At 68.7% G+C, this 24,952-nt stretch carries 22 protein-coding genes; 15 read left to right on the top strand and 7 right to left on the bottom strand.

Annotation, left to right across the window (positions count from 1 at the left end; genetic code table 11):
* Positions 1 to 80: 80 nt before the first annotated feature.
* The 3 genes from IB227_RS09720 to IB227_RS09710 all read left to right on the top strand — a co-directional run bounded on the left by IB227_RS09720 (position 81) and on the right by IB227_RS09710 (position 3,557).
* Positions 81 to 1,193, top strand: a complete 1,113-nt coding sequence (locus IB227_RS09720; RefSeq protein WP_192287169.1) for a saccharopine dehydrogenase NADP-binding domain-containing protein — start codon at positions 81 to 83, stop codon at positions 1,191 to 1,193.
* Between the two features lie 133 nt (positions 1,194 to 1,326).
* A complete protein-coding gene (locus IB227_RS09715) occupies positions 1,327 to 1,713 on the top strand; it encodes a BlaI/MecI/CopY family transcriptional regulator (protein WP_132864026.1) in 387 nt (128 codons plus the stop codon).
* 2 nt (positions 1,714 to 1,715) lie between these two features.
* Positions 1,716 to 3,557 (top strand): M56 family metallopeptidase, encoded by a 1,842-nt coding sequence (locus IB227_RS09710; protein ID WP_192287168.1) that lies wholly within the window; start codon positions 1,716 to 1,718, stop codon positions 3,555 to 3,557.
* A gap of 128 nt (positions 3,558 to 3,685) precedes the next feature.
* Here IB227_RS09710 and IB227_RS09705 read toward each other — a convergent pair whose 3' ends face one another.
* The 3 genes from IB227_RS09705 to IB227_RS09695 form a co-directional block, all read right to left on the bottom strand.
* Entirely contained in the window at positions 3,686 to 4,753 is a 1,068-nt protein-coding gene (locus IB227_RS09705; protein WP_192287167.1) for a ribonuclease H-like domain-containing protein, read from the bottom strand.
* Entirely contained in the window at positions 4,750 to 7,242 is a 2,493-nt protein-coding gene (locus IB227_RS09700) for a DEAD/DEAH box helicase (protein ID WP_192287166.1), read from the bottom strand. The genes IB227_RS09705 and IB227_RS09700 overlap by 4 nt, the downstream gene beginning before the upstream one ends.
* Before the next feature lie 123 nt (positions 7,243 to 7,365).
* The gene (locus IB227_RS09695; RefSeq protein ID WP_192287165.1) at positions 7,366 to 9,576 is read right to left on the bottom strand and encodes an IgaA/UmoB family intracellular growth attenuator; all 2,211 of its coding nucleotides are present in this window, start codon (positions 9,574 to 9,576) and stop codon (positions 7,366 to 7,368) included.
* Between the two features lie 478 nt (positions 9,577 to 10,054).
* Between IB227_RS09695 and IB227_RS09690 the strand changes: the two genes are divergently transcribed.
* Together IB227_RS09690 and rlmF are read left to right on the top strand one after the other, a co-directional pair.
* Positions 10,055 to 10,525 (top strand): hypothetical protein, encoded by a 471-nt coding sequence (locus IB227_RS09690; RefSeq protein WP_192287333.1) that lies wholly within the window; start codon positions 10,055 to 10,057, stop codon positions 10,523 to 10,525.
* A gap of 64 nt (positions 10,526 to 10,589) precedes the next feature.
* Entirely contained in the window at positions 10,590 to 11,579 is a 990-nt protein-coding gene (gene rlmF / locus IB227_RS09685) for a 23S rRNA (adenine(1618)-N(6))-methyltransferase RlmF (RefSeq protein WP_192287164.1), read from the top strand.
* On the opposite strand, the gene IB227_RS09680 is transcribed toward rlmF, so the two are convergent.
* Together IB227_RS09680 and IB227_RS09675 are read right to left on the bottom strand one after the other, a co-directional pair.
* Positions 11,580 to 12,752, bottom strand: a complete 1,173-nt coding sequence (locus tag IB227_RS09680; protein WP_192287163.1) for a DUF3667 domain-containing protein — start codon at positions 12,750 to 12,752, stop codon at positions 11,580 to 11,582. It abuts the gene before it with no gap.
* 106 nt (positions 12,753 to 12,858) lie between these two features.
* Entirely contained in the window at positions 12,859 to 13,302 is a 444-nt protein-coding gene (locus IB227_RS09675; protein ID WP_225591641.1) for a nuclear transport factor 2 family protein, read from the bottom strand.
* A gap of 122 nt (positions 13,303 to 13,424) precedes the next feature.
* Here IB227_RS09675 and IB227_RS09670 point away from each other — a divergent pair, with 122 nt between their 5' ends.
* The gene (locus IB227_RS09670) at positions 13,425 to 13,709 is read left to right on the top strand and encodes a hypothetical protein (RefSeq protein WP_192287162.1); all 285 of its coding nucleotides are present in this window, start codon (positions 13,425 to 13,427) and stop codon (positions 13,707 to 13,709) included.
* A 240-nt stretch (positions 13,710 to 13,949) separates the two neighbouring features.
* Positions 13,950 to 14,657 (top strand): PIN domain-containing protein, encoded by a 708-nt coding sequence (locus IB227_RS09665; RefSeq protein WP_192287161.1) that lies wholly within the window; start codon positions 13,950 to 13,952, stop codon positions 14,655 to 14,657.
* Between the two features lie 197 nt (positions 14,658 to 14,854).
* Here the strand turns inward: IB227_RS09665 and IB227_RS09660 are convergent, their stop codons facing one another.
* Positions 14,855 to 15,514, bottom strand: coding sequence for a DUF480 domain-containing protein (locus tag IB227_RS09660; RefSeq protein WP_192287160.1), 660 nt, complete (start codon positions 15,512 to 15,514; stop codon positions 14,855 to 14,857).
* Between the two features lie 145 nt (positions 15,515 to 15,659).
* Here IB227_RS09660 and IB227_RS09655 point away from each other — a divergent pair, with 145 nt between their 5' ends.
* From IB227_RS09655 to IB227_RS09635, 5 genes are all read left to right on the top strand, one after another.
* The gene (locus IB227_RS09655; RefSeq protein ID WP_192287159.1) at positions 15,660 to 16,562 is read left to right on the top strand and encodes an HAD family acid phosphatase; all 903 of its coding nucleotides are present in this window, start codon (positions 15,660 to 15,662) and stop codon (positions 16,560 to 16,562) included.
* Complete coding sequence (gene pyrF / locus IB227_RS09650; RefSeq protein WP_132864010.1) at positions 16,559 to 17,278, top strand: orotidine-5'-phosphate decarboxylase; 720 nt, start codon at positions 16,559 to 16,561, stop codon at positions 17,276 to 17,278. The genes IB227_RS09655 and pyrF overlap by 4 nt, the downstream gene beginning before the upstream one ends.
* A gap of 378 nt (positions 17,279 to 17,656) precedes the next feature.
* Positions 17,657 to 18,643 carry a hypothetical protein gene (locus IB227_RS09645; protein WP_132864009.1) on the top strand — a complete coding sequence of 329 codons (987 nt, stop codon included), beginning with the start codon at positions 17,657 to 17,659 and terminating at the stop codon, positions 18,641 to 18,643.
* A gap of 8 nt (positions 18,644 to 18,651) precedes the next feature.
* Positions 18,652 to 21,276 (top strand): glycerol-3-phosphate 1-O-acyltransferase PlsB, encoded by a 2,625-nt coding sequence (plsB, locus tag IB227_RS09640; RefSeq protein ID WP_192287158.1) that lies wholly within the window; start codon positions 18,652 to 18,654, stop codon positions 21,274 to 21,276.
* On the top strand, positions 21,273 to 21,653 hold the full coding sequence (locus tag IB227_RS09635) for a hypothetical protein (protein WP_192287157.1): 381 nt from the start codon (positions 21,273 to 21,275) through the stop codon (positions 21,651 to 21,653). The genes plsB and IB227_RS09635 overlap by 4 nt, the downstream gene beginning before the upstream one ends.
* 77 nt (positions 21,654 to 21,730) lie before the next feature.
* Here IB227_RS09635 and IB227_RS09630 read toward each other — a convergent pair whose 3' ends face one another.
* Positions 21,731 to 21,934, bottom strand: coding sequence for a YdcH family protein (locus tag IB227_RS09630; RefSeq protein ID WP_192287156.1), 204 nt, complete (start codon positions 21,932 to 21,934; stop codon positions 21,731 to 21,733).
* A 69-nt stretch (positions 21,935 to 22,003) separates the two neighbouring features.
* On the opposite strand from IB227_RS09630, the gene ttcA reads away from it, so the two are divergent.
* From ttcA to IB227_RS09615, 3 genes are all read left to right on the top strand, one after another.
* Positions 22,004 to 22,909: a tRNA 2-thiocytidine(32) synthetase TtcA gene (gene ttcA / locus IB227_RS09625; RefSeq protein WP_192287155.1), complete on the top strand. Its 906-nt coding sequence runs from the start codon at positions 22,004 to 22,006 to the stop codon at positions 22,907 to 22,909.
* A gap of 92 nt (positions 22,910 to 23,001) precedes the next feature.
* A complete protein-coding gene (locus tag IB227_RS09620; RefSeq protein WP_192287154.1) occupies positions 23,002 to 23,910 on the top strand; it encodes a recombination-associated protein RdgC in 909 nt (302 codons plus the stop codon).
* Positions 23,911 to 23,964: 54 nt separating this feature from the next.
* Positions 23,965 to 24,759, top strand: coding sequence for a SprT family zinc-dependent metalloprotease (locus IB227_RS09615; protein WP_192287153.1), 795 nt, complete (start codon positions 23,965 to 23,967; stop codon positions 24,757 to 24,759).
* Positions 24,760 to 24,952: the final 193 nt, after the last annotated feature.

Genomic DNA, 24,952 nt, shown 5'->3' with positions numbered 1-24,952 from the left:
CCGGGGAGGGGTGCCTTCGGCGACAAACCCAACGTCCACTTCCCGGATAATCCCCGCATCCAACCTCGCAGGACGTCTTGATGCAGCAGGAAAGCTGTCGTGTTCTGGTCCTCGGCGGGTACGGCCACTTCGGTGCACGCATCGTGCGTGCGCTGGCCACCACGCCGGGCATCACCGTCATCGCCGCTGGCCGCAATCCCGCGCAGGCCCCGGCCAACCTGCCGGGGGTGGATCTGTCGCGTATCGAGCTGTGCCGGTTGGATACCGTCGATCCTGCATTTGCCGACCAACTGGCCGCCACCGGCGCGCAGCTGGTGATCCACACCGCCGGGCCATTCCAGGGACAGGGCTATGACGTTGCGCTCGCGTGCCTGCAGGCCGGCATGCACTACATCGATCTTGCCGACGGGCGGGAATTCGTCCGTGATTTCGCCTTGAAGGTGGATGCGCCGGCACGCGCCGCCGGCCGTAGTGCGATCAGCGGCGCCAGCACGCTGCCGGCGCTGTCCAGTGCGGTGGTCGATGCGCTGGCACCGCAGTTCGAGCGGCTGCAGGGCATCGACATGGTCATTGCGCCCGCCCAGGCCACGCCGTTGGGCATGGCCACCGTGCGCGCGGTGCTGTCGTACTGCGGCAAGCCGTTCGATTGCTGGATCGATGGCCGCTGGCAGCCGGTGATCGGTTGGGCCGACCCGCAGCCGGTGCGCTTCGCCCATATCGCACCGCGCCTGGCCGCGGCCTGCGACGTGCCCGACCACGACCTGCTGGTGCAGCGCTATCCGGGCGTGCTGACGGTGCGCTTCCGCGCCGCGCTGGAGTTGCCGTTCCTGTCGCGCTGCCTGGCCGGCATCGCCTGGCTGCGTCGTTGCGGGTTGCCACTGCCGATGGAGGCCATGGCCGGCGTCTTCGCCCGTGCAGGACGCTGGTTCGACCGCTTCGGCACCGACCTGGGCGGCATGCGCGTGACCCTGCGCGGGCTGCGCGGCGGTGTTACCCACACCGCGCATTGGGACCTGACCGCACCGATGCTGCACGGCCCGGAGATCCCGACCTTCGCCGCGGTGCTGCTGGCGCGCCGCTTCGCCCGCGGCGAGCCTCTGCCAACCGGCGCCCACGCCTGCGTCGGCCTGCTCACCCTGGCCGAATTCGAAAGCGAGTTCGTGCGCTGGCAGATCGAAAGCGCAGCCTCCTGAACCGGCGGAGCTTATGCCGCCCACGGTTTGGCTGAAGCGTTCATGTGGCCGTGTGGCAGGGTGCCGACCGGGCTATTGACTACATTTGTAGTCAGGCCTACCGTGACGACACGTGTAGTCACCGGAGCGGGCCATGCGCCGCAAGACCATCGGGGACCAGGAACTGGCCCTGCTGCAGTACATCGGAGAGAACGAACCCACCAGTGTCGGTGAGGTCGCCACGGCGTTCGGCGAGGCGCGCGGGTTGGCCCGCTCGACCGTGCTGACCATGATGGAGCGGCTGCGCACCAAGGGGTACCTGCAGCGCGCCCAGCAGGACGGCGTGTACCGCTACCACACCACCGCCGAGCAGCAGGACGTGGTCAACAGCGCGGTCGGCAGCTTCGTGGAGAAGACCCTGCAGGGGTCGATCTCGCCGTTCGTGGCGTGGATGTCGGAAAAGGCCGCCGTCAGCGACAACGAGCTGGCCGAACTGGAAGCGCTGGTCAGCAAGCTGCAGTCGCAGCGCCGGGAGGATTGATCATGGACAGCCTGTTCGAACTGCTGGGCAACCGCCTGCTCGCCACCAGCGTGCAGACCGTCGTGCTCACCGCGCTGGTCTGGGCGTTGTGCCGCTTCGTGCGGCGCCTGCCGGCCAGCACCCAATGCGCGCTGTGGTGGCTGGTCGCGCTGCAGGCGGTGGTCGGCCTGGTCTGGAGCGCACCGCTGCAGCTGCCGGTGCTGCCGGCGATGGACAGCACCGTCAACGTGGTGCAACAGGCCGCCGCTGCGGTGCCGCCGCAGGCCAACGCCGCACCGGTGATCGTGATGCAGCCACTGCCGTTGGAGAGCGGCTGGTCCTGGCTGCAGGTGGTGATGGCGGTGTGGTTGGCCGGCGTGCTGGTGATGGCGCTGCGCACCTGGGTGGCCTGGCGTGCCAGCCGCGCGCTGCTGCGCCACGCCCAGCCGTGCCAGGACCACAAGCTCAACGCGGCCCTGAAGCTGGCCGCCGAGGCCCATGGCCTGTCGCGTGCACCGCGGCTGATGCTCAGCAGTGCCATCGACTCGCCGCAGTTGATCGGCCCCTGGCGGCCGGTGCTGCTGTTGCCGGCGCGTGGCCTGCCGCGCATGCGTGACGACGACCTGGACATGGCGTTGACCCATGAGCTGGTGCACCTGCAGCGCCACGACCTGTGGCTGGGCTTGATGCCGGCCCTGGCCCAACACCTGTTCTTCTTCCACCCGCTGGTGCATCTGGCGGCGCGCGAATACGCCATCGCCCGCGAAGCCGCGGTGGATGCAGCGGTGGTCGCCGGCGACCGCCATTGCCGCCAGCACTACGGGCGCCTGCTGCTGCAGCTGGGCGTCGCACCCCGGCCCGGTGCTGGCCTTGCCAGTGCTTCGCCGACCTTCCTCAGCCTCAAGCGGAGATTGCTCATGCTGCAGAACACCTCTTCGTTCCCGCGCGTCGGCGCGGGCCTCATCCTGGCCGCGGTCGCGCTGGCGGGGGTGCTGCCGATGCGCCTGGTCGCCATGCCGGGCCCGCCCGCACCCCCGGCGCCGCCTGCAGCCCCGCTGGCACCGCCGCCACCGCCGCCACCGCCTGCACCGGCAGCCGGCGCGTCGGTGGAGCACACCGTGATCCGTACCAATGGTGACCTGGATGACCTGCCGGTGCCCCCGGCACCGCCCGCTCCGCCTGCACCCCGCGCGGCCAAGCCACCGGCCGCTCCTGCAGCGCCGGCTGCACCGGCGCGATCGCTGGGCACGCAAGGCGTGATCCACCTCAGTGATGACGGCGGCCGCAACAGCTACGTGCTGGTCAAAGGCAACCAAAGCATCATGAACGGCACGCTCGCCGACCTGCACCAGGCGCAGCGGCTCAACGATGGCAATGGCGTGATCCTGCTGCGCCGCGACGGCAAGCGTTACGTGGTGCACGATGCCGACACGCTGTCGCGCTTCCAGCAGATCCACCAGGAGACGCAGCGCATCGCCGACGAACAGGGCAAGCTGGGTGACCGCCAGGGCGCGTTGGGTGACCGTCAAGGTGAAATCGGCGAGCGCATGGGGGAAATCGGCGAGCGCATCGGTGAGATCGCCGCGCGCCAGGCCGAGCTCGCACTGGCGCGCCGGGACGACGCATCGGCGCGCCGGGCGATGGAAGACGCGCGCCGCGAAGCGGAAAAGGCGCGTGCGGAAATGGACAACCCGGCGATGCGCGAGGAGATGCGATCGCTGGCGCGCCAACAAGCTGAGCTGGGCCGCCAGCAGAGTGAACTCGGCCGGCAGCAGGCTGCGGCGAGCCAGCGCGCCCGCCAGGAAGTCGAGCGCCTGATCGACCAGGTCATCCGCAACGGCATCGCGCGGCCGATCAACGGTTGAGGGGGCATGGGCCGGCCCGCGCTGCGGTGCCGGCCCATTGCGGCGTGCCGCCGCCGCATGCGCGGCATCCATCCCGTCCACCGGCAGGACGGCAGCACGCGGTAACGCCGCCTGCCGATGCCTGCGGGTCAGCCTTGCCCGGTCAACGCCAGCGCCGCGCGCTCGTCGGCCTCGGCCTGCACGAGCCGCAGGAACAGCTGCGCCAGCGTCACCACGTCCTGGTGGTTGTGCTCGCCGACGCGACGCAGGTTGCGCGCGCTGCCGCCGCGCAGGTAGTTGAGCCACGCCGCCGGTGCCTCGGAACCGGGCAGGTCGTCCTCGCGGGCGATGCGCAACAGCTGGCGTTCGATGGTTGCCAGCCGGCAGTTCTCCCAGGTGCCGCGATAGCGACGCCGCGTCGGGTAGAGCAGGTCCACGTGGTCGAGCGCCGAGATCGGGTCCCCGCGCCGCGCCAGGCGGTAGCGGGTCTTCAACAACGGGGCGTCGTAGCTGCGGCCGTTGTAGCTGGACAACACGGTGGACGGCGACAACCAGCTGGCGAACCGCTCCAGCATCGCGCCTTCGGCCGCCATCGTGGACATCAACAACTGGCGCACGCGCAGGCCTTCGCCGCGCATCGCGTCGCGGTACCAGTCGGCGGCACCGATCATGAAGGCGCGGGTGCCGGTGCCACCGGCCAGGCCGGTGGTCTCGGTATCGAAGAACAACAGGTCCTGCGCGGCGACCGTTTCATCCGGCCGCTTGCTGAAGGCCAGTGACAACGGCTGGGCGGGAATCGCCTGCGGAATGAAGGCTTCGATCAGGTGCAGGCCGGGCGCGACCTCGGTGCCGGGCAGGCTGCGGTCGACCGGCCCGTTGCGCTCGGCGCGTGGGGTGGGCGTGATCGCGCGGTTGCGCGAGGCCAGCAACCGGCGCAGCGCATCACCGTCCTGTGCGCGCGGCGCAGTGGGCTTGTGCTGGATGGCATCGACCCAGTCGAACACCGAACCGCCTTGGCCTGCCTGTCGCGGGCGCGGCCCTGGCCGCGAAAGGGAAGATGCATCCGCAGCCGACGAAGCGCTTGCTGCAACCGCAGGTGCGGCCGCGGCCTCCACCGGCGCCGGCTTCGCGCCCAAGGGCGCTCCTGCCGCGGGAGTTTGCGGGGCATGGCCGGCCTGCGTGCGCAGCGCCTTCAGCTTCTCCAGGCTGATGCTCATGGCAGCAGCTCGAGTGCCTCGTCGGCCTCATCGGCCATGACCGGCTGCACCTGCTCGCAGCGTTCGGCCGACAGCAGTGACAGGACCCGCAACGCCAGCGCGCGCGGGGTGACGCCGTTGCCTTCTTCCTGCGCGGCCAGCACCGGGCCCACGCAGGCCGGGCAGCCGGCGGTGCAGTCGCAACGCTCGACCAGTTCCAGCGCGCGCTGCACCAGCTCGCCCTGGCGCAGCCACAGCGGCTCGCTCAGGCCGACGCCGCCGGGAAAGTTGTCGTACAGGTACACGGTCGGCACGAAGCTCTGCATCAGCTCCACCGCGCCTTCGCCCCCTTCCACGCCACGCAGCTGGCCGCGACCGGTCTGGTCGGCCACCGCGAACCACGCACCGTCGCCGTTGCCCACCGCCTTCTGCAGGTCGCGCGCATCGGCCATCACCGCCACGGTGGCGACGATGTGCAGCGCGTAGGCCGCGCCGAGGAAGCCATCGAGCGCGTCCTGCTTCTGCGCGAAGCTGCGCAGCAGCGTGGCCTGCGGCAACTGCCACCACACCGAGGTGGTGTGCAGCTCCTGGTCGGGCAGGTTGACCGGGCCGTAGCCGATGTTCTCGTGCGTGTAGTAGCGGATCTTCTTGTAGCCGGCCACGCGCCGCACCACGTGCACCTCACCGTGATGCGAGTCACCGCGCCCGGCCACGTTGCCGTCGAAACGGTCCAGCACCTTGAGCTTGGTGTAGTCGATGCTGTCGGTGTAGTAGTCCACGTGCGTGCGGGTGACGTAGGCCTTGCGCCCATCCCAGTCCAGCCGCTCGACCTGGTAGGGCGTGCTCTGCACCATGTGGATCGCGCCTTCGTACAGGGTCAGCGCGGCGGCGGAGTAGTCCACCTCGGCGATGATCTGCTGCTTGCCGTCGCTGCGGTCCACCACCACGAAGTTGCCGTCGGCCACCGCGCGCAGGCTCACCGCGTTGGCCGGGTAGCTGTCGGCGATCCACTCCCAGCGGTCGCCTTCCTGGTGGATCACCTCGGTTTCGGCCAGCGCCTGCAGGAACACCAGCGGGTCGATCGGCCCGAACGGCTCACCGGCCAGGAACGGCAGTTCGAATGCCGCGCAGCGGATGTGGTCGAACAGGATCAGCGGTTGGTCCGGCGCGATCCGCGCGTGCTCGGGCGTGGCGTTGGCGAAGAAGTCCGGGTGCCGCACCACGTACTGGTCCAGGGGTTGGCTGCTGGCCACCATCACGCCCAGCGCCGCCTGCTGGCGACGGCCGGCGCGGCCGAAGCGCTGCCAGGTCGCCGCCACGCTGCCGGGGTAACCGTTGAGCACCACCACGTCCAGCGCGCCGATGTCCACGCCCAGCTCCAGCGCCGAGGTACTGACGATGCCGTCGATGTCGCCGGCGCGCATCGCGCGCTCCACCTCGCGGCGCTCGGTGGGCAGGTAGCCGCCGCGGTAGGCGCGGATGCGCGCCGGCTTGCGCGGGTCGTTGTCGAAGATGTCCTTCAGGTACTTGGTCAGCACTTCCACCATCAACCGCGTCTGCGCGAACACCAGCGTCTTCAAACCGCTCTTGATCGCGATGCGCGCGATGCGGTTGGCCTGCGAACGTGCCGAAGCACGCAGGCCCAGGTCCGGGTTGATCACCGGCGGGTTCCACAGCAGCACGTGCTTAGGCCCGGCCGGTGCGCCGCTCTCGGTGATCGCATGCACCTGTTCCTCCACCAGTGCTTCGGCATGCGCATGCGGGTTGCCGATGGTGGCCGAGCACAGGATGAACTGCGGTTGCACGCCGTAGAACGCGCAGATGCGCTTGAGCCGGCGGATCACGTTGGTGACGTGGCTGCCGAACACGCCGCGGTAGGTGTGGATCTCGTCGATCACCACGTAGCGCAGGTTCTCGAAGAACTGCGCCCACTTGGTGTGATGCGGCAGGATCGCCTGGTGCAGCATGTCCGGGTTGCTGACCACGATGTCGCCGTGCAGGCGGATCGCCTGGCGCGCGTCACCGGGGGTATCGCCGTCGAAGGTGAAGGCCTTTACGCCGAGGTCGCCGGCGCGGTTGAGCTCCAGCAGCTCGGCCACCTGGTCCTGTGCCAACGCCTTGGTCGGGAACAGGTACAGGGCCTTGGCATTGCCCTGCATCGCCGCACTGACCACCGGCAGCGTGTAGCACAGCGACTTGCCCGACGCGGTGGGGGTGACGATGGCGACATGCTCGCCGCGCTGGCTGGCGTCCCAGGCCTCGGCCTGGTGCGAGTACAGCTGCTCGATGCCACGCGCCCGGAGCGCGGCCTTCAGCGCCTCGGGGACGTCGTCGGGGATCGGCGCGTAACTGCCTTCGCGGCCCGGGATCGTGAAACTGCCGGTGACCCGGTCGCTGTAGCGCTTGGCCAACCGCTTGCCGAGCAGCGAGCCATCACGCGAGGGCAGGCCATCGGTGGTTGCCAGCGCCCGTTCGCTGGCTTCGGTGCGGGGAGCGAGGGAGAACGCCATGCACGCAACTGCCGATCAAAGGACGGCATCAAAGCACAGCGGCGTCTCATGTTGTGAGACGCCGCCATGCGTTGGCCTGGCGATGCACGGCGTGACTTCAGGTTGCCGCGCCGATGAGTGGCGTCAGAAGCGCCAGGGTTGCCCGGGCGGGGGCCGCCTGGCGATGTCCTGGGCCAGGGCGGTGCGGCGGGCAAGGGCCTGCCGCAGGCCTTGTACCAGCAGGTAGCCCTGGCCCAGGAGCAGGCCAAGGCTGAGCATCAGCAGCAGGCTGCCGGCGATGGCCGCCACGCCCCTGCTCGCGCCGTCGGCGTCCATCGCCATCAGGTCCAGGTGCAGGCTGCCATTGTCCTGGTAGGCCGCCATGACCCGTGCCTGCAGGCTGAACGGGCTCGGTTGGAGGGACAACTGCTCGGACCGCGCCCATTGCACGAGCAGGTTGTCGGGCACCGCGCGGCCCTGCACGGCGTAGGCTTCGGTGATGCGCTGGTCGATCTGCTCGGTGGGCAGGACAGGGTCGTCCAGCGCGAGGATCACCCCGCCGCGCTGCTGTTCGAGCAGTGGCGTGCTCTGGCCGACCAGCGCCTGCTTGAGCGGCGTGCTGGCGAAGTCCCGGGTGAGGGTGCGGATGGCCTCCACGTCACCAGGGCTCATCTCGATGCTGTTGAATGCTGCCGGTATCTCGGCGGCCTGCTTGCGCAACTGCGCGGCGAGCGAAGGCCAGTCGTCCAGGGCCGTGTCACCGTCCGGTCCGTTGAACTGCAGGTCCAGTGTCCGCACCAGCGAGGTCTTCAGGTCGGTGCAGGCCGGGGCGTCGGTGGTGCAGGCGTCTTCCACCAGCGCGACGAGATCCTCCAGGCCGCGGACTTCCCACACTTCCCGCAGCGCGCTGAGCGAGAGCGTGTCCATCGCGCCCAGCATGGACGCCAGTGCGGCGTGACGGCTGGAGGGGCGGGTCCGCAGGTACTCCCCGCCATACAGCGCCAGCAGTGCGGGTTCGACCTGCGGGAACGGCATGTGCGCCGGGGTGCCGCCCCAGAGCACCTGGCTGCAATCGGCAATGGCGATGTCCTCCTGCCCCGGGGTGCGGTCGCTCACCAGGGCACAGGTGCCCTCCCCGGAGACCTTCAGGACATCTCCCGGGGAGGGGCGATCCTGCAGCAGCCCCTGCGGCGTGGCATCCTCGCGCACCGTGCCGGGGATGATCGACGCCATGCCGGTGGTGAGCATGTTGCGCATGGATCCCTCGTCCGGCAGTGCCAGCAGCAGGCCGAACAGCCCGAGCAGGGTCAACAGCAGCGGTACGCCCCAGCGCGGCGCGGGAAAGCGCTGGTGTTCCTCGGCCAGCGACCAGCCTTCGCCCAGCCCGAGGACCCGGCCGTTGAGGCGGTCGACCTCGATGTGCATGTCCTCGCCGTAGGGCACCCGGTTGCTCTTCTGCCAATGCCTGGGCAACTGGACCTGCAGGTTACTGCCCAGGAACGTGTGGCGCTGGGTGAGGGACGCATTGTTGGCCGCCTTCATCGCGAATTCGGCCAAGCGTCCCCTGGCGCGATCGATGCGTCGTACCGCGGGCACCACCGGTGGCGTGCGGCGCACCGCGCGCACGATGGCCACCGTGATGCAGGCCAGGCCGGCGACCAGGAACAGCAGCTGGACCGGCCTGCCGAACGCACAGGTGGCCAGCCACAACAGGAAGACCGCCAGCACGCAGCACCACACGGTGGCCGAGCGCCACTGCCGGGGAAGGCGCAGCTGCGCCTCGGCAGTGGTTTCATCCCGTTGTCCCAGCCATTCCGGTTCCGTCGCCGCCGCAACGGTCGTTGCCGGCGTGACCGGCGCGTCCGACGCCGTGGTGGTGAGGACTACGGGGGCTTCCTCCGGCGTGGTCTCTGTCCCGGTGGGAGGCGTCGCCCGCAGCGCGCGACGGTAGCCGTCCACCACCTCGAAGCCATTGAGCTTCACCACGACGGCGACATTGCCGGAGATCACCACTTCGGCCTCGTTGTCCTCGGCCAGGAACGCCTCGGCGTCATAGGGCAGCAGCACCGTCACGTCATCGATGGTGTCGTGCGTGGTGCTGCTCCCGTTGGCGGAAAGCCCATGCTGGCGATACCGACCGCGGATGCGTCGGACATCGGGCTTGAAGTGGAGCTTTTGTGCCTGCTGCAGGGGTGCCAGCGCGGCCAGTTCCTCCTCGCTCAGCGTCCGCAGGACCGGCTGCGTGCGCAGGGTTTTGAGCGCATTGCGGTCATCGGCGCGCCGTATCGCGTAGATGATGAGGCTGATCAGCGCCCACGCCAGGAAGGCAAGCTTGGCCCATACATACCAGCTCATGGCCGCCACCCTGGGTGCGCTGCCAGACCTGCTTGCCCGTGATCCTTCGCCATGCCGGCCATCGTTCCTCCCTGGAACTGTCGAATGAACATCCGTTGTCAGGTCCCTGCCCGGAGAGGGCGGATAGCCCCGTGGCTACAACCGATAAGTCTCAATCCGTAAATCGTGATCTACGGGTGATGTGGGTAGGGAATGCCGGATTTTAAGCACAGATTTTTGCGATTGGCACGGCGCAGCGCGGGAGGCGATGGCGATGTGTCCGGGTGAATGGCGTCCCTGGCAGGAGATCCACCGGGAGCGTGGGCCGCCGGTCTGCGGGTGTCCCGCGGGCCGCTCCTTCTGCATCGATGACGGTGTCGGCTGGCCCGTCGCAACGAATTCTGAAGCTCGCATCCGTATCCTGCGCATGACCGGTAGCGCGCATGAGGATGCTGTGGTGGCAACAGGTGGATGGCAGGGAGCAACCGTGGTGGTCGGCATGATGCTGGCCGGCGTGGCATCGGCGCAGCAGGCGGCCCCGCAAGCGGTCCCGCCGGCGCTCAGCCAGCCGCCCGTGGATGGAACGGCGTTGTCATCGCCGCCGCCGGCTACCGCCGGTGGCAATGTCACCACGCTGGGCGAGGTCCGCGCGATCAAGCCCGAGGACGACCAGCCGCTGGACCTGTACCGGTTCAAGAACCCCGTGCAGGCCGAGCCCAACCGCTTCAGCAAGAACTGGAGCGAGCCGCCCACGGTGGAGGAGGTCAGCCTGGGCGGCGGCTACGTGATGATGGGCATCTACTACGGCCTGGCCAAGGCGGCACAGGGCTTCAACAAGCTGACCCATGCACCGGCGCAGATCCAGTCGGCCATCGCCCGTCCCCCGCCGGAGCTGACGCCGGAGCAGCAACGGCGTGCGGCCACCTTCTGCGCGCAGCAGGATTGCGTGCAGCCGGCCGAGGGCCGCTGACGCAGGATGCCGGCCTGGCACGTTCGCGGTACGCATCGCTGTCTTCCTGGCGTCTAATACGCGCATGAATCCCCCGCACCAACGTCCGCCGCAGCGGCAGGCGGCTGCCAAGTCGGCGCCCGCCAGCCCCCTGCACTCGCGCAATCGTCACCAGGGCCGTTATGACCTGGCGCGGCTGGTGGCCGCCAACCCGGCATTGCGCCCCCACCTGGTCCACACGCCGGCCGGCAGCCAGAGCATCGACTTCAGCAACCCCGTCGCGGTGCGTGAGCTCAACCGCGCACTGTTGGCCAGCGACTACGGCATCGCGCACTGGGATATCCCCGAGGGTTACCTGTGCCCGCCGGTGCCCGGTCGCGTGGACTACCTGCACGGGTTGGCCGACCTGCTGGCTGCCGATGCCGGTGGCAGCGTCCCGCGCGGTCCGGCGCTGCGCGTGCTGGATGTCGGGGTGGGCGCGAACTGCATCTACCCGCTGCTGGGCCAGGCCGAATACGGTTGGTCGTTCGTCGGCAGCGACATCGATGCCGGCGCGCTGCAGTCGGCCGGCGCCAATGTGCGCGCCAATGGCCTGCAGGGCGTGATCGAACTGCGTCAGCAGCACGCGCGTGGCCAGCTGTTCGAGGGCGTGCTGCGTCCGGACGACCACTTCCACCTGACCCTGTGCAACCCGCCCTTCCACACCTCGGCCAAGGAAGCCGCGCAGGGCAGCCAGCGCAAGGTGCGCAACCTGGGCGGGGCGGCTAGCCCCCGTGGCAAGGCGCCGGCGCTGAACTTCGGGGGCCAGGCCAACGAGTTGTGGTGCACCGGCGGCGAGGCTTCGTTCCTGCGCCGGATGGTGCGCGAAAGCGTCGATGTGCAGGCGCAGGTGCTGTGGTTCAGCTCGCTGGTGGCCAAGCGCGAGCACCTGGCCGACCTGCACCGGCAGCTGGCCAGGGCCGGCGCGGTCGAGGTGCGCGAGGTCGGCATGGCCCAGGGCAACAAGCAGAGCCGCTTCCTGGCATGGAGCTTCCACGCGGCCGGGCCGCGCCGGGCCGCGTTGCGGGGCGATTGATCAGGACGAGATGCCGGCCAGCACCGCATAGGTGACCACCAGCGACACCAGCACGGTGTAGATGCCGCCGATGAACAGGTAGCGCAGCAGCGTCAGCACGACGTTGCCACCGTACACCCGCTGCTGCATCCAGATCAGGTACACCGGCACCGACAGCCACAACAGCACGTACACCACGTCGGTGGTGGCGTTGACGACCGGGCCGGCCAGCGCGTTGCCCAGCCCGGCGACCAGGAAGGTGGCCAGCAGCACCAGCATCAGCCAGGCATGGCTGTACAGCGCCACCACCAGGTGCTCCAGGTAGCCGATGCCGCGGCCCAGGTAGGCCACGCGCAGCACCAGCGCGAACACCGGCATCAGGAAGAACAGCGCGCCGGGCAGGGCGGTGAGCACGGCCTGCACGTACAGGTCGGTCTTGCCGCCCATGCGCGCGACGTTGGCGTTGGCGTTGTCCAGGCGATGGTTGAGCCACTTGTTGGCGAACCCCGGCCAACTGTCGATCACGATCGGGTTGGTCTCCGGATCCCATGGCTTGCCGCCGACCTGGTGGTTGAAGAAGCTGCCGCCCCTGCCCTGGGCGGTGCGCCCGGCCACCGCCGTGGCACGCTGCACGGCGTTGCCCGCCGCGCCCTGCGGCGCAGTCTTCGCCAGTTCGGCCAGGCGTTGCTCGGCGGCCGCGTTGATCGCACCGATGCCGATGCCCAGCGCAGGGCCACCGGTGGCACCGTCGTTGAACTGCTGGCCCAGCCGGGTCAGCTCGGCATCGCGCCGCGCCTCCACCTCGTCGGCGGTCTGCGCCGTATCGAACAGCGTGGTGCCCTTGACGTGCCCGCCAAAGTCATCGGCATGCAGGGTCAACTTGCCGACGAAGAAGGTGAACAGGGTGAGGATCACGAACAACCGCAGGGGCTGCACGTAACCCACCCGCTTGCCGCGGAGGTAGTTGAGCGCCACCCGGCCCGGGACCAGCAGGTCGCGCAGGGTGCGGAAGATGCGCCCGTCCAGGTGCCAGAACGACTCGAACACTTCCTCGATCGCATGCCCGACGTGCTTGAGCGGGTTGTGCGCGGATTGCCCGCAGGTGTGGCAATAGTGCCCCTGCAGCGAGGTGTCGCAGTTCTCGCAGGCACCGTGGGCGTGCGGGGCGTCTGGCAGGGCGTCGGGTGGGTTCATGGGTGCGGCAGGCAGCGAACAGAAGCTGCATACGATAGCGGGGTTTGCCTTTTCTGTTCAGTTGCCAGTCATCGAAATCAGCCGCGCGCCGGTCGCCGGTACCGCGTCAGCCGCGTTTCTTGCGGTGCCACAGCGCGTTGACGATCACCCAGCGCCCGTCGAACCGCCCCAGCTGCAGATGGTCGATGAACCAGGGGCTTTCCAGCCGCACGGTGGCGATGTCCTCATCCACCGCCAGCACGGTGATGCTGCGCTGCCATTGGTCGCGTGGTGTCTTCAACGCGCCTTCGCGGGTGTAGCGGATCAGCTCGTCCGAGCTCATCCGCCCCAGCCCCAATGCTTCGTTCGGGTTGGCCACCACGTTGCGCTTGGCCAGGTCCGGGTGCAGGGCGCGTGTCACCCGCGCCACGTCGCCTTCCAGCTGGCCGTCCATGTAGTCGTGGGCAGTGGCCTCGATGGCCTGCAGGGTCGCCGCATCCGGCGCCGCCGATGCCGCGCCGGTCACCCACAGCATGCCCAGCAGCACTACCCGCATCGCACCCGTTCGCATGGCCCACTCCCGATGGTTGGTGGCCCAGCCTGCCAGTGGTCGTGGCCGGTGCCATGGGCCGGTGGTCACCCCGGAGGCCATGCCTTACCGTGTGGCCAATGCCTGCAGGGAGATCACTGCCGATGGAAGCCGCCCCCCGCTCCGCCAACCCGTCCTATCGTTTCGGCCTGGCCGCGCTGCTGATGCCGCTGGTCAGCCTGCTGGTCGGCAGCATCGCGGTGGCGGTGATCCATGGGGGGCTGGAGGAACTGGCTGCCATGTTGATCGTCGGCATCGGTGGTTGCGTGATCGGGTGCCTGCTGGCCCTGGTCTCGCGCTGGCGCCGCGAATCCAACGCCTGGTTGGGCTTTACCGCGCTGTTCTTCAACGGCCTGCCGCTGCTGGGGCTGCTGGTGGCCTCGCTGTAGGAGCGGCCTTGGCCGCGGTCGGTAGGGCTGGAAGCCTGCGTGTTTCGCGGCCAAGGCCGCTCCTACCGGTTGAGATCCGCGCCATAGGCTGGGATGGAATCCAGGGGATCCCATGCCCCTGCGTGCCGGGTCATCGACATTGGCATCGTAAGAGCGAATCCAAGCATTTCTCCACTTGGCACACCCCTGCTACTGGGTGATGATCGGCTCGAACAGGAAGCGCAGGAAGCGTTTACCGCGATGGAATCGAAGGTAGCCCCGCTGGAAAATCGGCGTATCAACTACGTTCTCATTGACCATGAGAATGTCCAGCCAACCGATCTGGCCTTGCTTGACCGAGAGGATGTGCGCCTCTGGGTTTTCGTCGGTGCCGGACAGGTGAGAATCTCCTCCGAACTCGCCATCCAGATGCAGGCAATGCATGAGCGCGCTGCCTACGTGCGTATTTCAGGAAATGGCAGCAATGCGCTGGATTTCCACGTTGCTTTTTATATCGGGCAATTGGTGAAGGATGACGCGCGGGGATTCTTCCACATCATCTCCAGGGACACTGGGTTTGATCCGCTGGTGGAGCATCTGAAAACGAGGAAGGTGTTTGCTTGTCGGTCAGCATCCATCAGCCTGATGCCGTTGTTCAGAACGGCGGAGGTGCCGGCCGCCGCCAAGCCAGCCGCTATTCCAACCGTGGCAAAGGGACCTGAGAAGGCAAAAGGCGATGGGCAGGCGACAGCCTCCACACTGACAACCGCCGCGCAACGGTTGGCTCGGATGAAGCAGTTGCTGAAAAAAATGGACGGAAGCAAACCGGCCACATTGACCGCGCTGAAAAAGCACGTGTCTGCCCAGTTTCAGAACAAACTGAAGGCCGATGATTTGGACGCCCTCATTGCTAGCCTGGAGAAAGCAGGTGCGCTCAAACTCCAAGGTACGAAGGTGCACTACAGATGAAGCGCAAGGTTTTCTTCGTGATGTGAGGCGTACGGTGCTCATGCAATGCTGGGAATGCCGGGGAACACTGCGGCACATACGCAGCAAGGCACCCTCACAAGCAGTGGCCCCCGTTGGAGCGGCCTTGGGCGCGAAGCCGGTACCGCTGAACGGCCATGAGCTTCGCGGCCAGGGCCGTTCCTACCGAGGGCGACGGGTCAGCCGCCGATGGCGGCCTTCAGTTCGGCCAGCTGCTCCTGCAGCTCGGCCACGGTGGCTTCCAGCTGCTGCACGCGGGCTTCCAGCGCGCTGTCGCTGACCGCCGCCGGTGCAGCCTTGTAGGTCTCGGCCAGGGCGTCCAGGTCCAGCGGGCCGCCCATCAGGTGCATGAAGCGGTCCTCGCGCTGGCCACCGACGCGCGGCAACTGCACGACCAGGCCGCGCTGCTGCAGGCGGTCGAGCTGGTGGCGCAGGTCGGTGGCGTCGGCGAACCGGGCCATGCGCTCGCTGCGGGTGCTCAGTTCACCAACGGTCTGCGGGCCACGCAGCAGCAACAGGCCGAGCAGGGCAACCTGCTGGCGCGGCAGGTCCAGCTTGGTGCCGGCCAGGTGCTCGTAGCGCTCGGCACGCGAGGAGAAATGCTGGCGGGCCAGGCCCAGCCCCTCGAGCTGGCGCAGCGCGTGCTGCACCTTGCCCGCGTCCAGGTTCATCACCGGCTCGCGCGCGGTCTTCTGGTTGGCCGCCACCTGGGTGGCGTTGACGGTCAGCGGGTAGGCGTCCGGGGTGGTGGCTTCCTTTTCGATCAGGCAGCCCAGGGTGCGGGCCTGCACGGGGTCGAGGATCGGGAAGCTGGGGGTCTGCGGGCTGTCGTCGGTCATGGTGGGTGTTCCGGTCACGCGGGGGCGCAAGGATAGCCGAGGCGGGAAAACCGGGGTCAGGCCCGGTCCGGCGCGGCTGCCGCCGGGGCGGGCAAACCGGGGAGTCGGTAAACTTGGCCGGTTTTCGCTGATCCCGGTAGTTTCCATGTCCCGATTCCCCGCCCTCGTCCTGCTGGCCGGCACCGCGTTGTCGCTGGCCGCCTGCACCGCCCCTGATCGCCTGCAGCGCCCGTCGGCGCCGGTCGCCCCGGCCGCGGTGGTCCCGGCCCCGGTGGCCAATGACAACCTCAACGCCGTGTTGTGGGTGCAGCGCTCGCAGGAGTACCGCGCCAGCGCCCTGCAGACCTGGAAGCTGGCTGGTGAACAGCTGGACCGCGCCCTGGCCGACCCGACCTGGACCGCGCTGCTGCCGGAGGAAGGGGGCACCCACCAGTCGGCCCGGCTGAAGCCGGCCGTGGTGGTGGACGTGGACGAGACCGTGCTGGACAACTCGCCGTTCCAGGCGCGCCTGGTGCACGACGAAGGCAGCTACAGCGACGCTGGCTGGGCGGCCTGGGTCGACGAGCAGAAGGCCGAGCCGGTGCCGGGCGCGGTGCGGTTCGCACAGCTGGCCGCGTCCAAGGGCGTGACCATGATCTACATCAGCAACCGCACCTCGGCGATGAAGGACGCCACCCTGGCCAACCTGCGCAAGGTGGGCTTCCCGGTGGCCGACGACAGCGTCTACCTGGGCCTGGGCACCGAGGTGCCGGGCTGCCGCCAGGTGGGCAGCGAGAAGGGCTGCCGGCGCCTGCTGGTGGCGCAGCAGTACCGGGTGCTGATGCAGGTCGGCGACCAGTTCACCGATTTCCTGCAGGTCCAGGACAACACCCTGGCCGCGCGCGACGCGCTGCTGGACAAGTACCAGGGCTGGATCGGCTCGCGCTGGTGGATCCTGCCCAACCCGACCTACGGCGGCTGGGAAAGCGCCTCGTTCAACAACGCCTGGTCGCTGCCGGCCGAGCAGCGCAACGCCGCCAAGCGCGCCGCGCTGGAGGTGGCCCGATGAGCCGTGCCCCGCTGCCGCTGCGCACCGATGAACGGCTGATCTTCGCGCTGGACGTACCGGGCAAGGTGCAGGCGCTGGAGTGGGTGGAGCGGCTGGGTGATGCGGTGTCCTTCTACAAGATCGGCATGGAACTGCTGGCCTCGGGCGAGTACTTCGACGTGCTTGATGCACTGGCCGCGCGCGACAAGCGCGTGTTCGTCGACCTGAAGTTCTTCGACATCCCGGCCACCATCGCCGGTGTCATTGGCCGCCTGTCACAGTGGCCGGTCAGCTACTGCACCATCCATGGCTGGCACCCGGAGATGATGGCCGCCGCCGCAGCCGCCAACCGTTCGGACATGCGCCTGCTGGCGGTGACCGTGCTGACCTCGATGGGGCGCCCGGACCTGGCCCAGATGGGCATCGACCGCGAGCCGGTGGACGTGGTGGTCGAGCGCGCGCTGGCCGCCCAGCGCGCCGGCATCGACGGGGTGATCGCCTCCGGCCAGGAAGCTGCGCCGATCCGCGCGGCCACCGGCGCCGGTTTCTCCATCGTCTGCCCGGGCATCCGTCCCGGTGGCCCGGTGGGCGATGACCAGCAGCGCACCGTGGGCGTGGCCCAGGCCTTTGCCGACGGCGCCGATGCCATCGTGGTCGGCCGCCCCATCCGGCTGGCCGCCGATCCGCGTGCCGCGGCCTTGGCGATGCAGCGCGAAATCGCAGATGTATTCAAATAAATCAATAACTTATTTGATGATTAATAAAGTATTGCTTTAACTGAAGTGGGCGCGTAGGCTACGCGTCGTCCGGCCCTGCCGGTCGATGTGTCAAACATGTCTACCGGCTCACGCCGGCTTGAGGAGGTTCGCCACCGGCAACGGGGCGGCCTCTTTTTTTATGTACGTTTTCCAGCGGCGATGCACCGTGCAAGGGCGCCGCTTCGCCCCCGCCTTTGCCGAAGGCACGGGGAGAGCCGGGGAGGGGAGGCTTCTGCCATCAGCGGCACCCTGCCTCCGCTCCAGCCCCATCCGCCCAGCCGTGACGGCCGTGCTTGCCGCTGTCACCGGGCAGGCTTCAAGATCAGCCCGCTCACGGGGGAGAGGACCAACGACGCCATGCAACGCCGTTCTTTACGTACCTGCCAGCAGCTCGCGTTCCTGTCCGTCTGCGCGGTGGCGCTGCTGGGGGCTGCCTGCAAGCGCGACAGCGCGCCGCTGCCCGGTGCGGCCACCGAGCCGGCGGCCACCGTGCGCCAGCTCGCCCAGTACCTGCATGACAACGACCTGCCCGGCTATGCCAGGGCCTCGGTCACCCCGGCCCAGTACGCCGCGCTGGAAACCGCCTGGGCGCAGGGGCACAGCCGTTGGCCACTGACCGACCTGCCGCTGGACGAGAAGCTGCCCGACCTGCTGGGGGCGCTGTCCGAACCTGGTGCCGAGCAGAAGCTGCAGCGCGCCTTCCGCGCGCAGTTCGAGGGCCAGGCCGCCAGCGTCCGCCAGGCCGCGCATTCACTGGGCCTGTTCGGGGTGCAGTACATCACCCACCAGGGCGACTACACCCCGGCCGAGCGGGATCACTACGTGCAGCTGGTCAACGTGCTCAGCGGCTGGGCGCAATCGGCACCGCTGTCCGATGCCAAACTGGCGCGGACCAACATCGGCACGCTGACCACCGCCGCGCGCGCCACCGGGCTGGGCAGCGCACAGGCCTTCCAGGACGCCGGCATGAGCGGCAGCCTGCAGCGGCTGGTGCCGTTCGCGGCGGCGCTCAAGCAGGTGCTGGCCAGCTACGGCCTGGCCCTGGACGAAAGCGTGGCGCAGATGCGCACCGGCCTGGTCTCGCAGGACGGCGACAACGCGCTGGTCCGCGTGCAGTACCCGCTGGCCGGCAAGGACGTGGACCTGCAGGTCGCGCTGGTGCGCCGCGACGGGCATTGGTACCTGGCCCGTACCGTGGCCGAAGCCGACCAGGTGATCGCCGCGGCCCAGGCCGCCGAACAGGCCCGGGTGGAAGCCGCACAGGCCGCCGCGACCGCAACGGACCCGGCCACGGCGCCGGGCAGCGATCGGCCAGACACCGCCAAAACGGCGGCTAAGCCATAATGGTCCAGATGTCGAAACAGAAATCCCAACCCGAACAGGGCGACCTGCTTCCGCCGGACGATGCCCACGCGGCGCCGCCCGCCCCGCCTGCCGCCATCGTGCCGGGCACCCCCAGCCGTGCCGTGCCCGCCCGGCCCGCCGGCCGTCGTCCGCTCTGGGCGCGCCTGCTGGGCAAGCTGGTCGAGCCCTGGCTGGGCCTGAAGATCGAGCCCGAACAGGCCGGCGAGTACGACGACGGCCGCCCGGTGGTCTACGTGCTGGAGGACTACGGCCTGTCCAACGCGCTGATCCTGGACAAGGCCTGCCGCGACGCCGGCCTGCCTTCGCCGCTGGTGCCGCTGGCCGGTGACCTGCTCGGCCGCAAGCGTGCCTATGTGGCGCTGTCGCGGCGTTCCAGCAACAACGCGCTGATCCCCGAGCAGCGCGGTGCCAAGACCCACTCCGATTCGCTGGCCAAGCTGCTGCAGGCGCACCGCGCCAACCCGGCGCTGGACGTGCACCTGGTGCCGGTGTCGATCTTCGTCGGCCGCGCGCCGGACAAGCAGAGCGGCTGGTTCGCGGTGCTGTTCTCGGAAAACTGGGCGCTGGTCGGCCGCTTCCGCCGCCTGCTGGCGGTGCTGCTGAACGGCCGCGACACCATCGTCCGCTTCGCCCCGCCGGTATCGCTGCGCGAAACCGTGGACGAAGGGCTGGAGCCCGAGCGCACCGTGCGCAAGCTGCAGCGCGTGCTGCGCACGCACTTCCGCCGCATCCGTGAATCGATCATCGGCCCGGACCTGTCCACCCGCCGGCTGCTGGTGGACAAGGTGCTGGCCGCCGACCCGGTGCGCGAGGCCATCGCCGCCCAGGCCAAGCGCGACAACTCCAAGACCACCGACGCCTGGAAGAAGGCGCAGGGCTACGCCTGGGAGATCGCCGCCGACTACTCCACCCCGGTGGTGCGTTCGGCCAGCTTCATGCTCAGCCACGTGTGGAACCGCATCTACGCCGGCGTGCTGGTGCACCACCTGGACAAGTTCAAGGAAGCCGCGCCCGGGCACGAGATCGTCTACGTGCCCAGCCACCGCAGCCACATGGACTACCTGCTGCTGAGCTACCTGCTGTACGACCGCGGCATCGTGCCGCCGCACATCGTGGCCGGCATCAACCTCAACCTGCCGGTGGTCGGCACGCTGCTGCGCAAGGGCGGCGCGTTCTTCATCCGCCGCTCGATCAAGGGCAACGCGCTGTACTCGGCCGTGCTCAGCGAATACGTCGCCCAGCTGGTGGCCGGCGGCTATTCGATCGAGTACTTCGTCGAGGGCGGGCGCTCGCGTACCGGCCGCCTGCTGCAGCCCAAGGGCGGCATGATCTCGATGACGCTGCGTGCCTTCCTGCGCCAGCCGCGCAAGCCGGTGCTGTTCCAGCCCATCTACATCGGCTATGAAAAGCTGATGGAGGGCGGCAGCTACCTGGACGAGCTGTCCGGCCGGCCGAAGGAGAAGGAATCGATCTGGGCGCTGCTGTGGGGCATCCCCAAGGTGCTCAAGCAGAACTTCGGCCAGGTGGTGGTGAACTTCGGCGAGCCGATCGCGCTGAACGACGTGCTGGCGCAGAAGGCACCGGACTGGAACGGCCAGCCGGTCGGCGAGGACGAGAAGCCGAGCTGGCTGTCCAGCGCGGTCGATACCTTGGCCGAGCAGATCCAGGTGCGCATCAACGGCGCCGCCGACGTCAACCCGATCAACCTGCTGGCGCTGGCGCTGCTGTCCACGCCCAAGCACGCGATGGGCGAGGCCGACCTGATCGCGCAGATCGAGCTGAGCAAGAAGCTGCTGGTCGAGATGCCGTACTCCGACCGCGTCACGGTCACCCCGCACTCGCCCGAGCGCATCATCGCCCACGCCGAGGACATCAACGTCCTCACCCGCATCAAGCACCCGCTGGGCGACGTGCTGAGCGTGAGCGGCGACACCGCGGTGCTGCTGAGCTACTTCCGCAACAACGTGCTGCACCTGTTCACCGCCTCCTCGTGGGTGGCCTGCTGCTTCCAGAACAACCGCCGCATGAGCCGTGGCGGCCTGCTGCGGTTGGGCCGCGGGCTGTATCCGTTCCTGCAGGCCGAGCTGTTCCTGCCGTGGAGCGAGGACGAGTTCGCCGCGCGCATCGACCAGACCATCAGCGTGTTCGTGCGCGAGGGCCTGCTGCAGCACGTGGGCGAGGACGACGGCGGCATGCTGGCGCGCAGCACCGGCCAGACCGACGAGGTGTTCCGCCTGCGTGCGATCGGCCATTCGCTGCAACAGGCGTTCGAGCGTTACTACATCGCCATCGCGGTGCTGGTGAAGAACGGCCCCGGCACGCTCGGCGCCGCCGAGCTGGAGAGCCTGTGCCAGCAGGCCGCGCAGCGCCTGAGCCTGTTGTACGCACCGGCCGCACCGGAGTTCTTCGACAAGTCGCTGTTCCGTGGCTTCATCCAGAAGATGCGCGAACTGCGCCTGGTGTGGCCGGACGAAAACAGCAAGTTGTTGTTCGACGAGCGCCTGGACGCCTGGGCCAAGGACGCCAAGTTCATCCTCGGCCGCGAGCTGCGCCACACCATCGAACGGGTCAGCCCGGAAGCGGTGAAGCCGGAAGCCCCGGTCGGCAAATGAGCCGCCGGTGCATCCACGCGTTCGTGGGTGTGCCGCTTTTCGCGGCGCTGTTGCCGTTGTCGCCTGCGCTGCAGGCGGCAACGCAGGCGGGGCGCTGCGCTGAGGACGAGCTGCCCGGCCGCTTCACCGGTGCGCCGCTGCGGTTGTGCGTGGCCGGCGAGGGCGAACAGCGCCATTACGTGTTGTCCATCGCCGGCGTCGAGCGCCTGCAGGCGGACATCGCCAGCGTGCGCAGCGGCGCGGTCGCCGACTGGGCCGGGCACGCGCTGGGCCTGCAGTGCAGCGAAGACGGCCTGACCTGCGAGATCCGCGTGGACGAGCGCGATGCCTGGAAAGGACAGCTGCCGGAGCACCCCGGAGTGCCGGTCGCCGATTGACGCGGGCCGTGCGGGAGCGCCGACATCATCGCCGGTGATGCATATGCTTGGGTGGCGCGGAGTGACGGGGGGCAGGCCTACGCCGGCTCGTCCGGGATCAGCATGCTTTCCAGCTTGGTGATGCAGTCCTTGAGCTGCAGCTTGCGCCGCTTCAGCCGTTTGGCCTCCAGCTCGTCGTCCGGGTTGGCGGCAAGGCGGGTGATGCGATCGTCCAGGCCGCGGTGTTCACTCCGCAGTACGGCGATGCGCTGGCTGATCTCGGCGGGCGTCATGGTCTCCACGGGGGCTGAGCATAACCGGTTGCCGTGTCCGGTGAGGAGGGGCGCCGCCGAGCCGGTAGAATGCCGGCAATGAGTGCCGTCATCCCCCTGCCCGATCCCGCCCCGCGTGCCCGCGATCCGCGCCTGGCCGAACGTGAACACCACAAGCTGGCCAAGCGCCTGCGCCGCCAGGTGGGCCAGGCCATCGCCGATTTCGGCATGATCGAGGCCGGCGACAAGGTGATGGTCTGCCTGTCCGGCGGCAAGGACAGCTACACCCTGCTGGACATCCTGCTGCAGCTGCAGAAGAAGGCGCCGGTGCCGTTCGAGCTGGTCGCGGTGAACCTGGACCAGAAGCAGCCGGGCTTTCCCGAGCACATACTGCCGAAGTACCTGGCCGGCCTCGGCGTGGCGTACCACATCATCGAGCAGGACACCTATTCGGTGGTCAGCCGGGTGATCCCGGAAGGCAAGACCATGTGTTCGCTGTGCTCGCGCATGCGTCGTGGCGCGCTGTACAACTACGCCGAGGCGAACGGCTTCACCAAGATCGCGCTGGGCCACCACCGCGACGACATCGTGGCCACGTTCTTCATGAACCTGTTCCACCATGCCAAGGCCGCCGGCATGCCGCCCAAGCTGCTCAGCGATGACGGCAAGCACGTGGTGATCCGGCCGCTGGCTTACGTGCGCGAAAGCGACATCATCGACTACGCCGTGGCACGGCAGTTCCCGATCATCCCGTGCAACCTGTGCGGCAGCCAGGAGAACCTGCAGCGCAAGCAGGTCGGGCTGATGATGAAACAATGGGAGAAGGACCACCCCGGCCGCATCGAGCAGATCGCGCGCGCGCTGGGCGATGTCCGGCCCTCGCAGCTGGCCGACCCGCGGCTGTTCGACTTCATGGCGCTGGGGCGCCGCGACGAAGCCCCGCTGCCGGACGCGCATGCGTGGCTTGCCGGCGGCGAGCAGGGTACGGAGCCCGCGGACCCCTGATCCCCTGATGCCCCGCAGGTCGGGCCTGGTCCGGCCCCGCCGCCGTCTGTTGCATTCCCGTTTTCCCTCTTTCCTTTTCCGGCTTCCAATTCATGTTTTTCAAGAACCTGACGCTGTTCCGCTTCCCCACTTCCATTGATTTCTCCGAAGTCGACACGCTGTTGCCGCACGTGGTGCTCAAGCCGGTCGGCGCGCTGGAAATGACCTCGCGCGGCTTCATCTCGCCGTTCGGCCGCGACGAGAAGAACGTGTTCTCGCACCGCATCGGCGACGCGCTGTGGCTGACCGTCGGCGGCGAGGAGAAGATCCTGCCGAGCGTGGTGGTCAACGACCTGCTGGCCCGCAAGCTGGAGGAAATCGAGGAGAAGGAAGGCCGCAAGCCCGGTGGCCGCGAGCGCAAGCGCATGAAGGACGACCTGCTGCACGAGCTGCTGCCGCGTGCCTTCGTCAAGAGCTCGCGCACCGATGCCTTCCTGGACCTGGAGCACGGCTACGTCGCGGTGGACAGTTCCAGCCGCAAGACCGGCGAGAACGTGATGAGCGACATCCGCGGCATGCTCGGCAGCTTTCCGGCGATGCCGCTGAACGCCGAAGTGGCGCCGCGTTCGATCCTGACCGCGTGGATCGCCGGCGAGCCGCTGCCCGAGGGCCTGAGCCTGGGCGAAGAGTGCGAGATGAAGGACCCGGTGGAGGGGGGCGCGGTGGTCAAGTGCCAGCACCAGGAACTGCGCTGCGACGAGATCGACAAGCACCTGGACGCCGGCAAGCAGGTCACCAAGCTGGCGCTGGTGTTCGAGGACAACCTGTCCTTCGTGCTCGGCGACGACCTGATCGTGCGCAAGCTCAAGTTCCTGGACGGTGCGCTGGACCAGCTCGAGCACATCGACGAGGACGGCCGCCGTGCCGAGCTGGATGCGCGCTTCGCGCTGCAGAGCGGTGAAATCCGCCGCCTGTTCCTGCTGCTGGAAAAGGCGTTCAAGCTGAGCAAGGCCGACAGCTGAACCGGAACCAGCGTCGTCCCGGCGCGGTAACCCGGCCGGGTCTATGCTGTGGCCATGGCCCGCCTGCTTCGCCGTCTGATCGCCCCCACCGCGCCGGGTATCCAGCGCGACACGGTGCGCCTGCGCCTGGATGACGCGGCCGAGATCGAGGTGCTGCGCGTGCGCGACCCGCGTGCGCGCCGGCTCAAGCTCAGCGTGGATGAACGTGGCGCGCGCTTGACCTTGCCCACGCGCGCGAGCCTAGTCTCCGGCGAGCGTTTCCTGCAGGCCAACCGGCAATGGCTGCAGCAGCAGTTGGCGCGTTTCAGCGACGATGGCCTGCTGGCGCCGCCGCTGTTGCTGCGCGAGCCCGGCGTGCTGCCGCTGCGTGGTGCATTGCTGCAGGTGCATTGGGAAGACGGGCGCTTCACCCGCATCGAAGTGGACGAGGCCGGGGCGCATATCCAGCTGTCCGCGCGTGCCGGGGAAGCGGCCTTGCGTCGTGCATTGCGCGAGTTCTACGAAGCCCAGACCCGCGCCGACGTCGGCCAGTGGCTGCCGAAGTACCTGCCGGGGCTGGCGCGCGCGCCGGCACGGCTGCGGCTGAAGGTGATGTCCTCGCAATGGGGCTCGCTGGCGCCGGACGGTTCGATGGCGCTGGACCTGGCGCTGGTGCTGGGCCGGCCCTCGGCCTTCGAGTACGTGCTGGTGCACGAGCTCTGCCACCTGCTGCAGGCCAACCACTCGCCGGCGTTCTGGGCCGAGGTCCAGGCGCGTTTCCCGCACTGGGAGCAGGAGCGCGATTACCTGCGGCTGGAAGGGCGGCGCTTGAAGGGCACGCTGCACCAGTTGTTGCAGGTACGGGCGTAGGGGCGAAGGGGCGAAGGGCTTACCCCTCCCCAACCCTCCCCTGCTGTGCAAGGGAGGGGGCGGTCCACGCGATGTGACAGATGGCAGTCATGCTGCTTCTATCCCCTCCCTTGCGCAGCAGGGGAGGGTTGGGGAGGGGTGCTTTGGGGGCTTTCCCGATAAACCCCGGGAGCCCGTACGCCCTCCCGGCTCC

The sequence above is a fragment of the Stenotrophomonas sp. STM01 genome (assembly GCF_014852135.1).
In the GTDB taxonomy this organism is placed as follows: Bacteria; Pseudomonadota; Gammaproteobacteria; order Xanthomonadales; family Xanthomonadaceae; genus Stenotrophomonas; species Stenotrophomonas capsici.
The sequence above is the reverse complement of the archived record's forward strand: the minus strand, read 5'-3'. Positions and strand labels throughout refer to the sequence as shown.